The sequence below is a fragment of the Pontibacter deserti genome (genome assembly GCF_023630255.1).
GTDB classification, from domain to species: Bacteria; Bacteroidota; Bacteroidia; order Cytophagales; family Hymenobacteraceae; genus Pontibacter; species Pontibacter deserti.
This window is the reverse complement of record NZ_JALPRS010000003.1, coordinates 89,012-101,314: the sequence shown is the minus strand read 5'-3', so window position 1 is coordinate 101,314 and position 12,303 is coordinate 89,012. Positions and strand designations below refer to the sequence as shown.

The 12,303-nt window shown below is 42.1% G+C and carries 13 protein-coding genes; 8 read left to right on the top strand and 5 right to left on the bottom strand.

From position 1 onward, the window contains the following. Positions 1–34: 34 nt before the first annotated feature. From MJ612_RS15305 to MJ612_RS15295, 3 genes are all read right to left on the bottom strand, one after another. Positions 35–760 carry a hypothetical protein gene (locus tag MJ612_RS15305; protein ID WP_187033788.1) on the bottom strand — a complete coding sequence of 242 codons (726 nt, stop codon included), beginning with the start codon at positions 758–760 and terminating at the stop codon, positions 35–37. Between the two features lie 61 nt (positions 761–821). Next, positions 822–1,130 carry a hypothetical protein gene (locus tag MJ612_RS15300; protein ID WP_187033789.1) on the bottom strand — a complete coding sequence of 103 codons (309 nt, stop codon included), beginning with the start codon at positions 1,128–1,130 and terminating at the stop codon, positions 822–824. Then, positions 1,130–1,558, bottom strand: a complete 429-nt coding sequence (locus tag MJ612_RS15295; protein WP_187033790.1) for a GNAT family N-acetyltransferase — start codon at positions 1,556–1,558, stop codon at positions 1,130–1,132. Before MJ612_RS15295 ends, MJ612_RS15300 begins: the two co-directional genes overlap by 1 nt. 214 nt (positions 1,559–1,772) lie before the next feature. Between MJ612_RS15295 and MJ612_RS15290 the strand changes: the two genes are divergently transcribed. From MJ612_RS15290 to MJ612_RS15280, 3 genes are all read left to right on the top strand, one after another. Then, positions 1,773–1,994 carry a hypothetical protein gene (locus tag MJ612_RS15290; RefSeq protein ID WP_187033791.1) on the top strand — a complete coding sequence of 74 codons (222 nt, stop codon included), beginning with the start codon at positions 1,773–1,775 and terminating at the stop codon, positions 1,992–1,994. Between the two features lie 173 nt (positions 1,995–2,167). Continuing rightward, on the top strand, positions 2,168–3,544 hold the full coding sequence (locus tag MJ612_RS15285) for a serine hydrolase (RefSeq protein ID WP_187033792.1): 1,377 nt from the start codon (positions 2,168–2,170) through the stop codon (positions 3,542–3,544). 249 nt (positions 3,545–3,793) lie between these two features. After that, a complete protein-coding gene (locus MJ612_RS15280; protein ID WP_187033793.1) occupies positions 3,794–4,051 on the top strand; it encodes a hypothetical protein in 258 nt (85 codons plus the stop codon). A 55-nt stretch (positions 4,052–4,106) separates the two neighbouring features. Here the strand turns inward: MJ612_RS15280 and MJ612_RS15275 are convergent, their stop codons facing one another. Next, complete coding sequence (locus MJ612_RS15275; protein ID WP_187033794.1) at positions 4,107–4,493, bottom strand: Hsp20/alpha crystallin family protein; 387 nt, start codon at positions 4,491–4,493, stop codon at positions 4,107–4,109. 535 nt (positions 4,494–5,028) lie between these two features. On the opposite strand from MJ612_RS15275, the gene MJ612_RS15270 reads away from it, so the two are divergent. The 5 genes from MJ612_RS15270 (at position 5,029) to MJ612_RS15250 (ending at position 9,578) form a co-directional block, all read left to right on the top strand. Beyond that, a complete protein-coding gene (locus MJ612_RS15270) occupies positions 5,029–6,747 on the top strand; it encodes a T9SS type A sorting domain-containing protein (protein ID WP_187033795.1) in 1,719 nt (572 codons plus the stop codon). 260 nt (positions 6,748–7,007) lie between these two features. Then, complete coding sequence (locus tag MJ612_RS15265; RefSeq protein WP_187033796.1) at positions 7,008–7,445, top strand: hypothetical protein; 438 nt, start codon at positions 7,008–7,010, stop codon at positions 7,443–7,445. A 223-nt stretch (positions 7,446–7,668) separates the two neighbouring features. Then, positions 7,669–8,037 (top strand): hypothetical protein, encoded by a 369-nt coding sequence (locus MJ612_RS15260; RefSeq protein ID WP_187033797.1) that lies wholly within the window; start codon positions 7,669–7,671, stop codon positions 8,035–8,037. Positions 8,038–8,193: 156 nt separating this feature from the next. Continuing rightward, entirely contained in the window at positions 8,194–8,841 is a 648-nt protein-coding gene (locus MJ612_RS15255; protein ID WP_187033798.1) for an OmpA family protein, read from the top strand. A 122-nt stretch (positions 8,842–8,963) separates the two neighbouring features. Next, a complete protein-coding gene (locus MJ612_RS15250; RefSeq protein ID WP_187033799.1) occupies positions 8,964–9,578 on the top strand; it encodes a transposase in 615 nt (204 codons plus the stop codon). 98 nt (positions 9,579–9,676) lie between these two features. On the opposite strand, the gene MJ612_RS15245 is transcribed toward MJ612_RS15250, so the two are convergent. Continuing rightward, positions 9,677–12,055 (bottom strand): ribonucleoside-diphosphate reductase subunit alpha, encoded by a 2,379-nt coding sequence (locus MJ612_RS15245; RefSeq protein WP_187033800.1) that lies wholly within the window; start codon positions 12,053–12,055, stop codon positions 9,677–9,679. Between the last annotated feature and the right edge of the window lie 248 nt (positions 12,056–12,303).

Genomic DNA, 12,303 nt, shown 5'->3' with positions numbered 1-12,303 from the left:
TTATGGCTTCTGGTAGAATGTGAAATAGTAGTTTTTATTGTTTGATCTGGTAATTATATACCTGAATAGCCTGGGTTAACTTGTCCTTTCGGAAAAGGTTAAAAACAAACTGTGCTCCTAATACCCCGGCACCGGCATAAAGTACCGGCGAAAGCTTAAGCGTACCATCCTCAGTTTGCTGCGAATTTAAAATACCTAAAGCCATCAGACCTGTGCCTATCACGGTTATACCTGTGTTTATGTATTTATCGCGTTTGTAATTATGTAAGAGCGTAGCACTGGCTGCATTATCACTTAATGCTTCCTGCAGGTTCTCGTGGGTGAACAAGTATAAAGGGCCGTCATCTTTGGAGAAATAATAAATACGCTTGCGGCTGGTGCGTGGCATCCCGTAACCATAGCCATACCCATAGGGTGAGTAACCATAATGGTCATAGGTGGTACGGGATGAGTAGTATTTATCGATACGTGGACCTTCTATAATGCGCTTGGCAAATGCTTCGGAGTTGTTGCCTGCCTCTATACGGGCAAAATAGCCGTCTTCGTTCTGGTAAATACTAACTGCCGCCGGGCTATACTTTAGCGAATCATCCAGCAGAAAATGGTTAGACTTGAACAGTGGCGACTTGAGTTGAATCTTATTGGCAGTAACTACCTCTCCGGATTGAAGCTTTATAAAATATCGCGGTGTAGGTTGAGCTGTGGCACCTATACAAGAAATAAAGCAAAGTACAAGTAGTGAGTAAAGTTGTTTTCCCATAACTAAAAACATAAGTTAAAATTATAGCTAATAACGAATATATACGGCTATAGTATTGATATCAATTAAAAAGAATGATCAGCATAACAGGAAGGCCCAGCAAAGCCATGTATACCCACTTCATTAGCTGGTTCCGGTGTTTGTTAGGTACAAAGTTGCTTACCAGCATTACGGCTATTAGCATGCATAGCAAGTATAAAAGTATAAATACCACCGCTTTTACCCAGTTAGGCACCACCGTATTCTCTTCCTGGTACTGGTTGCTTTCGCCAAGGCCTGATAGCAGGTAGCTTAACCCCAGGTATACAATTACTTCGAACAAAACAAAGTATAACAACCAGACCCAGAAACTATACCTGCCTCGCTCCATTATAATGATTTATAAAAGTGATAGCTTTTGATATGAAAGCCTTCCCGGAAGTAGAATTTATGTGCTCCGTGGTTAGATGTATAAGCATCAAGCATTATAGTCTGGCATCCCTCCTTCTCAGCTTCATTATATAACCAGTCGGCTAAGCGCTTGCCCAATTGTTGCGATCTGTAAGCCGCATCAACTATAAAATTATCAATTTCAAGATATTTGCCACTATACAGCTTAGTATTAATCCAAAAGCCGGATAATCCGACACAAACAGCAGCATCAAACACACCTACCATTCGATAGCCATTTGGCAGCATCTGCCGGAGCAGCTGTGCATACTTATCAGCGGCCATAGTAGGGTTAAGTTGCTGAATGAGCGGGTGCTGCTTCAGCATTTCATCAAGGGTGGTAATTTCTCTTATAGCTATGGCCGACATCGGATATTTTGTAACTGTATTGTTCTTAAAATCAAGGCAGTTGTTACTATTGCCTCTTTCATATAATTGTATTTGAACCTACTAATATAATGTTTATCACCTGTGTTTAGGCCTTGGTTCTATAATTATTCAGAGGAAAGCGTTGTATCTCCTTAAGAATTTGAAACCATGAGGCGTGTGGTAACCGTTAATAATACCAGACGATAGTAGGGTTATGAGATTATTGAGAAATATTGAATTAGATAAATATAATTTTATTGGAAATAAAAGGAAGATCTATAGCATCGGCTATGAAGATCTGACTACGCTTATCTATTACCATGACGGTAAAAGTAAATTTACGCTAGTAGTAGCAAAAAAGGATGATCCGCCACTTATACTCGAGAAAAAAATTTCGAGAGCGGAAGCTTTTAGATTAATGAACACCCGGCCATAAACCGGGTGTTTTTTATTTCTGATAAGTCAGTTTACTTTTTAAATATTTGCTTCTACAACTAAATCTGATCCATCCGCCACTTTAATTTTATAGTACCTTGCATCGCATAGTAGTGTGTTATATATTTGCAGCGTCTTCATCAGATAAGAAGATGACACATGCAAAATAAAACTATGAAAAAAAGTATTTTAAACAGAGTGGCTATTGCAAAGCAGGTGGCCACTGCTATTGCACTGGCAGTAGTATTTGGTGTAAGCAGTGCCTATGGGCAGGTGCAGAAAGATGTAACCGGTAAGTTGCACGAGTATCTGGGTGCGCACCTGGCACAGGGCACATTTAATGGTGTAGTGGTCGTAACGGAAAGAGGCAAACCTGTATACAGCCAGGGCTTTGGTATGGCCAACTACGAAAAACACATTCCTAACGGAGCAGATGTAAAGTATCGTCTGGGTTCTATTACAAAATCTTTTACTGCGGTGCTGGTAATGCAGCTACAGGAGCAGGGTAAGCTGAATGTACAGGATAAGGTAAGTAAATACATCCCTGATTTCCCGAATGGAGATAAAATAACTTTGCACCACTTGCTCTCAAACACATCTGGCCTTCCTGATTTTGTGAATTACTGGAAAGATGTGAACACTAAACCAGCTACTACTCACGATATAGTTGCACTAGTAAAAGACAAGCCGCTGGAGTTTGAACCTGGTACTAAATGGAAGTATAGCAGCACCGGCTTTGTTGTGCTAGGCCAAGTGATAGAGAAAGTAACCGGCAAACCTTACGAGAAAGTACTGGCGCAGCAGATATTGAAGCCACTGAAGATGCATGAAACAGGTATGGAGTTTAGCAAGCCGGTAGCAGGTATGGCATTGGGGTATAACCATGATGGAGTTGACCGTAAATTAGCTAAATCTATAAATATGAGTTGGTGCCATGCAGCAGGGGCCATGTACAGCACCCCTGCCGATCTTGCAAAATTTGATGCTGCTTTAAACAGTAATAAGCTGTTGAGCGATGCTTCTAAAAAGCAAATGTTTACACCTGTAATGAAAGATTATGGCTATGGTTGGGTGATAGATTCTGTGGATGGAAAGCAGCGAATAAGCCACAGCGGCGCAATAAATGGTTTTAAAGCCAACTTCATAAGATTCCCGGAACAGGAAATAGCTATCACTATACTTAGCAATTATGAATCGCAGCAGGTAAATGGCCCTATTTCTAAAGATGTAGTAGCTATTGTGCAAGGCGGAAAATACCAGGTGCCTGTTGTGCACACCCTGGCACAGCTTTCAGATGCTCAGTTATCGGCTTACGTTGGGGAGTATCAGGTAGCTCCTAATGTAAAATTTAAAATAACATTGCAGGAGGGCCAGCTTTATACCGAGGGGCCCAACCAGGATATATTCCATATCTTTCCTGAAGCAGAAGACAAGTTCTTTCTAAAAGTAGCTCCGGCCATGATCACTTTTGAGAAAGATGCAGAAGGCAAAGTAGCTAAAATGCTGATGCACCATGGTGGGAGAACCATGCCGGCAGCAAGAATAAATTAACATGTAGCATAAAACTTAAGAAAACCGCAGGAAATATACTTCCTGCGGTTTTTGTGTATACATGTATCAGAAATATTATACTTTAGCTTTAGCACAAATTATACTTGGAGGCTATTACCTAAAACATTTTTAGCAAATATAAACTAATGGCAATTAGCTGTTTAAGATAAACGCCGTAGCCAGATGGCACTATTTTAGCTTTTACAGGATTATAGTTTAAAACCGAAGCCAAAGTTAAAAGGAGTACCTATGTCTGATCAGGAGATAATGACGGATGTAAACCATGTGCAGCACATGTTCCTGCACGTGGAAACAAGCGATGCAGTTTGCATACTAAATGTAGCAGGCCACCCATTCCGCCTGCGTGAATTAATTTACATGATGATCAATAACGGTTGCCGGGTAGCACAAACCTCAGCCGATAAGTATAATACATTTCCTTATGATCAGGAGACAGTGGAAGTGCACGATTATATGACCTCTATTATAAAAGCAAAGTTTATTTAAGATAATAGCTGCCAACTATAAAAAAGAAGGGCTACTTAACAGTAGCCCTTCTTTTTTATAGTTGCTTAATTTCAATCTCTTTTGGTCTGATGGCTGCACTATGGTAAGGCAACCTGATCTGTAATTTACCATTATGGTAAACAGCTTCAATCTCATTTATATTTACCTGTGGCGGTAGCATAAACACCTGGTTAAACATAGGCACATGTAAATCAGGATTATCAGTACTGTGTAGTAAAGAGTAAACAGTTAACTCATTATTATGTACCAGCACTTTAAAAGACTCCGGAGTTACACCTGCAGCCCAAACCTTAATAACAGCTCCCTTTTTATACTTATCAACTGTTACCTGTGTCTCGCTTATACCTCCCGAAATTGTATTGAATAAGTTCAGGTGTTGTGCGATGTTCTTCAGAAATTCTTTATTATTTATAAAATCCATATCCTTCTCCTCAAATCTTATTTCTTATAATACTGATACAAACTACGTGCCACACATCCTGTACTTATCCGGTTGCTAACTGCTTGTCATTATGGCTTATTTATATATTATTTCAGCTTTTGATAGAGCCAATATGTCAGTTAAGCGGAGCAATATAGTTCAATTTTTTTAACAAACAGAAGCAGGATTGGTTTACTCTAATTTATTAGTCATAACACCCAATATTTCAGGTAAAATGCCTGAACTATATCGGCTGAGTTAGAGTTGCTCTTAAAACATAATTTTTCCCAAGAGTTAGTCATGTTTCCCATAAATGGAAATATGGAAGTTGCTGAATCAGGAATTGGCTTATAAGTATAGCTATTCAGTATATTATTTCTTTAAAAGATATTTGGCAGTAAGATGCTGTCTGTCAGAGCTATGTGTTAAAGTATTGTATGCAATGCATACTATTTTTTTGTGGGCATCAGGTTTGGCAGCCAAATAAGTACAGATGGCATAGTTATTTCATATAGGCCGGCAGACGATAGTTTATATGAAACACATTTACATTGCCCTTATTACTTTTTTAGTGTTTAGTTTCGGAGCTTCTGCCCAGGTATTACTTCATCACGAGAACTTTAATGAAACAAGTACGGGAACAGTAGCCGGAATTTATGTAGAACCAGCTAGTACCTGGGAAATTGCCAGTGCTGTTCAGAGTACAGTAGCCCAATCTTCGAAAGGTAATTATGTCAAAACTGTAAATTCGGCATCAGGTGCTAAAAGCTTATCTATCAGAGTTTCTACTTTAAGCTATAGCAATGCAACTATTACCTGGAACCAGTTCAGGAATCCTTTCAAAAATAACTTCCCGTTAAATGCTCCTGTAGAATTACAGTATAGTGTGAATGGTGGTGCTACCCGTACTACATTTTATACTTCTACAAACAATATAAATGGCAGCTGGAACAAAGTTAACAGTGGTGCTCCTATAGCACTGCCTGCAGCTGCTATGGGTTTGCCGGAAGTTAGGATCTACTGGAAAATAACTATCTCCAACTCCAATACGAATAGCGAGGCTGCTTACTACGCTATCGATGATGTAACTATAACAGCTACGCCAGAAACAGGAATCTCTACTTTCGACTGGACAAACCGCCCTGCAGATGAGAATCCTTTTGCTGTATCAGGTACTAATTCTACCACTCCTTATACTGTAGATGGCGTAACAATGCGCTGGTCTTCAGCTTTAAGCACTGGCGTTACATACGAGGTTGCCAAAGTTGACGATAAAACCTATAAAGCGAATACAAAATCGCTTACACTGGTGCAAACAGGAGCATCTGCTACGGCAGGGTCAGTAGTGCAGCTAGACTTAAACAAACCTGTAGAAGACCTGACATTCACTATTTTTGATATAGATATTGCAGCAGATCAGTTTATAGATAAGATAACCGTTACAGGCTACAACAATGGTACACAGGTGCCGCTTGTAAAGAATAAAGTAAAAACTACTTCTTACAACAAATTTGCCTCGGCTGCACTTTCTGGGGTTATTGCCAGCGATAATGCATCTAACGAGGGAGATGTAACAATTACTTTTGCACAGGCTGTTACCAGAGTAGTTATACAATACCATAACAGCTCAGCAATCCGTAATGGTAATGGTCGTCAGGGCATTGCTATACATAACCTGACCTGGAAAAAAGAACAACAGATTGCGCCGCTTCCGGTTGAACTGGCTTATTTTAAAGCTGCCAAGCAAAACAACGCAGCTATACTTAGCTGGAGCACTGCTTCCGAAAAAGATAACGAGAAATTTGAAATAGAGCGCAGTCTGGACGGAAAGCGCTTCAGCAAAATTGGGGAAGTAGCCGGCAATGGCACGAGCAGCAGAAAGTTATCCTACTCATTCTCTGATAACAGACCGGCAACAGGCATTAACTACTACCGCCTTCGTCAGGTTGATTTTGATGGCAAAGTTTCATTCTCTAAAATGGTAGAAGTTAGCTTTACGGCCGCAAAAACAGATGTACCATTAGCCCAGGTATTCCCAACTATGGCTGTAGAGAAAGTAACAATTGCACTGGCTCAGGTAGATGCCAAAACTGCTGTTCAGATTCTGGATGCAGCGGGTAAAACTATAACCCATTTTACGCAGGTAACAGGTAATGAGCTGGTGGTGCCGGTACAAAACCTGAAATCCGGAATGTACTTTGTAAACGTAAGTAATGGTGAGGCGCGTGAGACATATCGCTTCCTGAAGCAGTAGTTGTAGTTATACATTAGAAACTAATCTATTCTTATATGGAAAGCCCGGATTATATTAGTCCGGGTTTTTTGTTTTACATTTTTCAGGAGCAATACAGATTTCAGCATTTTTTTGAAGTATAAAAAGGCAGCTTACGTAGGTTGAATTTTATACTTTGCTGTTTTTACGCGGGCTGTTTTTCGTTTAAAATAGAAAAATTGTATTGGGAGTTTGTGTTCTTCCCGGTGCTGTTTTGGCTCAGCATAATTAAAAGATGTTCTATGCTTAAATTATACTATGAAACTGATGCCATGCGGGTAAGTTACGACGAAGAGCTTCAGCTTGGCGTAGGAGAATGGAAAGGCTTCCTTAGAAGCGAAGAGTTGCGCAAAGCGGGCCTGGATAGCCTTGACTTTGTAAATAAACACAATATAACCCGCTGGCTTGCCGACCGCAGAAAAATGAAAGCCATACGGCAGCAGGACCAGCAATGGACAATAGATGAGTTTGTGCCTAAACTAATGCAGAGCCCGGTCCGCCGCATAGCCAATCTGGTGTCTGAAGACCTGTTCAATAAAATGGCAATAGAAAGCATGTACCAGCGAAGCGGTGGGCTTGGTAGTATTGCATTCCGCGATTTCGATAGGCTGGAAGATGCGATGGAATGGCTGAAACAACCTTTTGAAGATTCAAAACCTGCTGATAGTAATTTAGTTTAAAGAATATACAAATCATGCTATAGTTAGGCCACCTGGTTTTATACTTGGGTGGCCTTTGCATTTATTGCGCCTAAATAATTAACTGCACTTTTTGTTTACCCGTAAAGCCTTGTATAATCTCAGATTGCATCCTGCTTTAGCTACACTGTAAGCTTACATACTATGGTACAATGATACAGACCTGTTTCAAAATAACGCTGTAGTTATAACCTATGATGACAAGTTGCAATTAGGTATAGCTGCCGCTAAAGGCTTTATCAGTGGTAACGAGTTCCGAGAGGTAGTAGAAGCTTGCCTGCTTGTAATTGAAGAGTATAAACCTTTACGATGGATTGGTGATAACCGTAACTTGCGAGCTATCCGGAAAGCGGATCAGGACTGGTTTGCCTCTTATGTCTTCCCCAGGCTGGCTGCCAGTACGATAAGGCGCAATGCTACAATTGTTTCTTTTGATGTATTTAACAAAATGGCGGTAGAGCAATTGCTAGAGCGGGCTGAAGATTTAGGTAACATGATTGTTAAAGATTTCGACAATGAGGCAGATGCTCTTGCCTGGGTAAGTAAACCCATTGATGCCACAGAAGGCGATTAATTATACTATCAGTAACCTCCTCTATACTTCTTCACAAGCATGCATCCTTCAAATGGTATGTAAAGGCAATCTATTGCTCGTCCTTTACCTGAAGCTTCTTTTTGTCGTATGAGTTAAGCACCATACTAAAATGGCAATTAAATAAACTAAACAACTATGAGAAAAACAGTACTTTACATGACATGCTTATTGGTGAGCGTTATGAGCGCCTGCGATGACATGAACAAGAAAACCGAAGCTACACATGATGAAGCTACAGAAGCAACTGCTGATACTGCGGTTGCCTTCGAAAATGAAAACGAACCTGACTCAGCAGCCGATGGTACCATAGTAGATGTGGATGCCAGCGGAGACGCAGACTGGAATGACCTGGATATGGACGTAGACATGCCAGCTGTAAACTGGCCTGAGTTTAAAGATGGCGACGTAGAAGTTCGTGGCAACGACAAGTATAGCGTTTACTCACTGGGCGAGAATGTCTTATTTGATACTGATAAAGCTGAGATAAAGAAAGGCGCTGAGGCTAACCTGCAGAAGATCAGTTCATCTATAGCACAGCGCAGCAAAGATGGCGATATCCGTATTTACGGTTATACCGATGCTAAAGGCAGTGCCGGTTACAACGAAGACTTGGCGAAGCGCCGTGCTGAAGCCGTAAAGAACTGGCTGCAGAAGAATGGCAAAATAGATGCCTCTCGTATTTCGGTTCACCCGGTTGGAGAAGCAAAACCAGTAAAATCTAACGAAACAGCTGCAGGCCGCCAGCAAAACCGCCGCGTAGAAATTGCCGTGCGTAACAGCTAAGCAATTAATAAAGTATAGATTTGAAAAAGGCACTTGGGAGAGATCTCAGGTGCTTTTTGTTTTATAGTTCAGACGCTAGCAGGAGCTGCGCACGCTGCTAGGTCTTTACCGTATAAGGTTTTATGCAAAAGTTAGCAGCGTTAGAATCTGGCAAGTACTACCATATTTATACCCGTGGCAATAATAAAGAAACGTTATTCAGGCATTCCGATAATTACCATCTATTTCTTCAACTCTATCGGAAGTATACAGCCCCGTACGCTGATACCTTTGCCTATTGCTTGTTGCCTAACCATGTGCACTTTTTAATAAGAATTAAAAGTGAAGATCATTTGAAACCACAATGTTTAACTGAAGATTCAACAAAGCATATAAGTGTTGAGCGTCAACTGGCACATCTTCTTAATGCATATACTAAAACTATAAATAACCGGTTTGAGCGAATTGGGAAGTTATTCCAGCACCGGTTTGGTAGGAAAGAAGTAACTTCTGAATCTTATTTCACTCGGCTAATCTATTATATCCACTTTAATCCGCAGCATCACAACCTCATAGATGATTTTAATGATTGGCCCTACTCATCTTATCATAGTATTCTTTCTAAAAGTAAAACAGCCCTGCAGCGTGAAGAAGTTTTGGAGTGGTTTGGTGATAGAGATTGGTACACGAAGTTTCATAAAGAAAATGCAGCCGACTTTGCAAGTATAACTCCACTTATTGAAGAAGACGAGATCTAAAAGACCTAGCAGCGTGCGCAGCTCCTGCTAGCGTCTGAACTATAAAACAAAAAGGGAAGCTATTCAGCCTCCCTTTCCTATTATCAATACTTTATACTTTACGACCCGCAAGCTTCGCAAGCGTCCGGGTTATCAAGTGAGCAGGCCATGTCGCTGCGGTTCTGGTCCTGGTTGTAAACTGGCGATAGGGTTTCGGCGGCTTGTTTCTCTACAGTAAACTTAATGGCATCAACAGCGGCTTTGGTGCGCAGGTAATACATACCTGTTTTCAGGCCACGCTTCCAGGCATGGAAGTGCATCGAAGTCAGCTTACCGAAGTTCACGTTCATTACGTGCAGGTTCAGCGACTGGCTCTGGCAAATGTAAGCACCACGGTCGGCACTCATATCAATTACTGTACGCTGGCTGATCTCCCACACTGTTTTATACAAGTCCTTAATGTTCTGCGGGATGTTCGGGATATCCTGTACCGAGCCGTTAGCTGCAATAATATCCTGCTTCATTTTGTCATTCCACAGGCCAAGCGCAATCAGATCTTTCAGCAGGTGCTTGTTAACCACCATAAACTCGCCACTCAGTACGCGGCGCAGGTAAATGTTAGAAGTATAAGGCTCAAACGATTCGTTGTTACCTAAAATCTGTGCTGTAGAAGCTGTAGGCATAGGTGCTAACAACAGCGAGTTACGTACGCCGTGCTCCATAACTTCCTTGCGCAGTTCTTCCCAGTCCCAGCGACCCGACTTAGGCGTTACACCCCACATATCGAACTGGAACTGGCCTTTCGATAACGGAGAGCCTTTAAATGTTTCGTAAGCACCTTGTTTCTTAGCCAGGTCTTTAGAAGCCGTCATGGATGCAAAGTAGATCGTCTCGAAGATATCTTCGTTCAGGCGCTTCGCTTCTTCGCTCTCGAATGGCATACGCAGCGCGATGAATGTATCTGCTAAACCCTGCACACCCAAACCAATAGGTCTGTGGCGCATGTTAGAGTTGCGTGCTTCCTCTACCGGGTAATAGTTAATGTCAATTACCTTGTTCAGGTTAAGCGTAACGTGGTAAGTTACATCAAACAGCTTCTGGTGGTCGAATACTTTATGGTTGCCGTTATCTTTCACGTAACGCGGCAGGGCCAGCGATGCAAGGTTACAAACAGCTACTTCGTTCTCGTCGGTGTACTCCATAATTTCGGTGCACAGGTTCGAGCTTTTTATAGTTCCCAGGTTCTGCTGGTTACTCTTGCTGTTAGCGGCATCTTTATACAGCATGTATGGGGTACCGGTTTCTATCTGCGACTCCAGTATATGGAACCATAGGTCCTGTGCTTTTACCGTTTTGCGGGCACGGCCTTCACGCTCATACTTCTCGTACAGGCGCTCAAAGTCTTTACCCCAACACTCGGCAAGGCCAGGTGCTTCGTTCGGGCAGAACAGGCTCCAGTCACCGTTTTCTTCCACACGCTTCATAAACAGGTCTGGTGTCCAAAGGGCATAGAATAAATCTCTGGCACGGTTCTCTTCTTTACCGTGGTTCTTCTTCAGTTCCAGGAAATCAAAGATATCGGCATGCCAAGGCTCCAGGTAAATAGCGAAAGCACCTTTGCGCTTACCACCGCCCTGGTCTACGTAGCGGGCCGTATCATTAAACACCTTCAGCATCGGGATGATACCGTTGGATGTACCGTTTGTACCTTTTATGTAAGAACCTGTTGCACGGATGTTATGAATGCTCAGACCAATACCGCCGGCACTTTGTGAGATCTGCGCACACTGCTTCAGGGTATCGTAAATACCTGGTATGCTGTCGTCCTTCATGGCCAGCAGGAAGCACGAAGAAAGCTGAGGCTTAGGTGTACCGGCGTTAAATAAGGTAGGCGTAGCATGTGTAAACCACTTCTCCGACATCAGGTTGTATGTCTCGATAGCAGCTTCAATGTCATCTTTGTGTATACCAACGGCCACACGCATCAGCATGTGCTGCGGGCGCTCTACAATCTTACCATCTAAACGCAGTAGGTAAGAGCGTTCCAGTGTTTTATAGCCGAAGTAGTCGTAGTTATAGTCGCGGTCGTAAATGATTGTAGAGTCAAGTGTAGCGGCGTGCTTACGGATGATCTCATACACATCTTTCGCCAGCAGCGATGCATTCTCTCCGGTTTTAGGGTCGGTGTAAGTATACAGGCGCTTCATGGTGTTGGAGAACGACTTGCTGGTAACCTTGTGCAGGTTAGAGATAGCAATACGTGCTGCCAGTACCGCGTAATCCGGGTGCTTGGTAGTAAGCGATGCCGCTGTTTCAGCAGCCAAGTTGTCCAGCTCAACAGTGGTTACGCCATCATAAATACCATCAATTACTTTCTTGGCAACTTCAATCGGCGATACATAATCAGCATGTAAGCCATAGCACAGCTTCTCGATGCGTGCAGTGATCTTGTCGAATTTAACGGATTCGCGGCGACCGTCTCTTTTAACAACTAACATAGTGTATACAATTAGCGGGATTAAAAAGCCCGGGTTCTTAACAGATATATTTCAGGAAGCTTCTGCCAAAGCAGTAAGCCGAATTTTTAAAGTATAAGATACTGCCAGCTAATACGCGGTGTGGTATAAGCCGTTGTAGTACAATAGATTATAGGTAAAGCCAAATGCTTTTACTATATAGTGGGGATGAGATTCCCCTTTGATGGCCCAGGGCCAGCTTAGGTACCGGTACAGGTTTGCAGTTTAGT

Excerpts from the sequence above, each read along its gene's own strand:
- MJ612_RS15250 (WP_187033799.1), top strand. The coding sequence starts at position 8,964 with ATGCAAAAGTTAGCAGCGTTAGAATCTGGCAAGTACTACCATATTTAT.
- MJ612_RS15285 (WP_187033792.1), top strand. The coding sequence starts at position 2,168 with ATGAAAAAAAGTATTTTAAACAGAGTGGCTATTGCAAAGCAGGTGGCC.
- MJ612_RS15255 (WP_187033798.1), top strand. The coding sequence starts at position 8,194 with ATGAGAAAAACAGTACTTTACATGACATGCTTATTGGTGAGCGTTATG.
- MJ612_RS15305 (WP_187033788.1), bottom strand. The coding sequence starts at position 760 with ATGGGAAAACAACTTTACTCACTACTTGTACTTTGCTTTATTTCTTGT.
- MJ612_RS15300 (WP_187033789.1), bottom strand. The coding sequence starts at position 1,130 with ATGGAGCGAGGCAGGTATAGTTTCTGGGTCTGGTTGTTATACTTTGTT.
- MJ612_RS15270 (WP_187033795.1), top strand. The coding sequence starts at position 5,029 with ATGAAACACATTTACATTGCCCTTATTACTTTTTTAGTGTTTAGTTTC.
- MJ612_RS15295 (WP_187033790.1), bottom strand. The coding sequence starts at position 1,558 with ATGTCGGCCATAGCTATAAGAGAAATTACCACCCTTGATGAAATGCTG.
- MJ612_RS15280 (WP_187033793.1), top strand. The coding sequence starts at position 3,794 with ATGTCTGATCAGGAGATAATGACGGATGTAAACCATGTGCAGCACATG.
- MJ612_RS15265 (WP_187033796.1), top strand. The coding sequence starts at position 7,008 with ATGCTTAAATTATACTATGAAACTGATGCCATGCGGGTAAGTTACGAC.
- MJ612_RS15290 (WP_187033791.1), top strand. The coding sequence starts at position 1,773 with ATGAGATTATTGAGAAATATTGAATTAGATAAATATAATTTTATTGGA.
- MJ612_RS15245 (WP_187033800.1), bottom strand. The coding sequence starts at position 12,055 with ATGTTAGTTGTTAAAAGAGACGGTCGCCGCGAATCCGTTAAATTCGAC.
- MJ612_RS15275 (WP_187033794.1), bottom strand. The coding sequence starts at position 4,493 with ATGGATTTTATAAATAATAAAGAATTTCTGAAGAACATCGCACAACAC.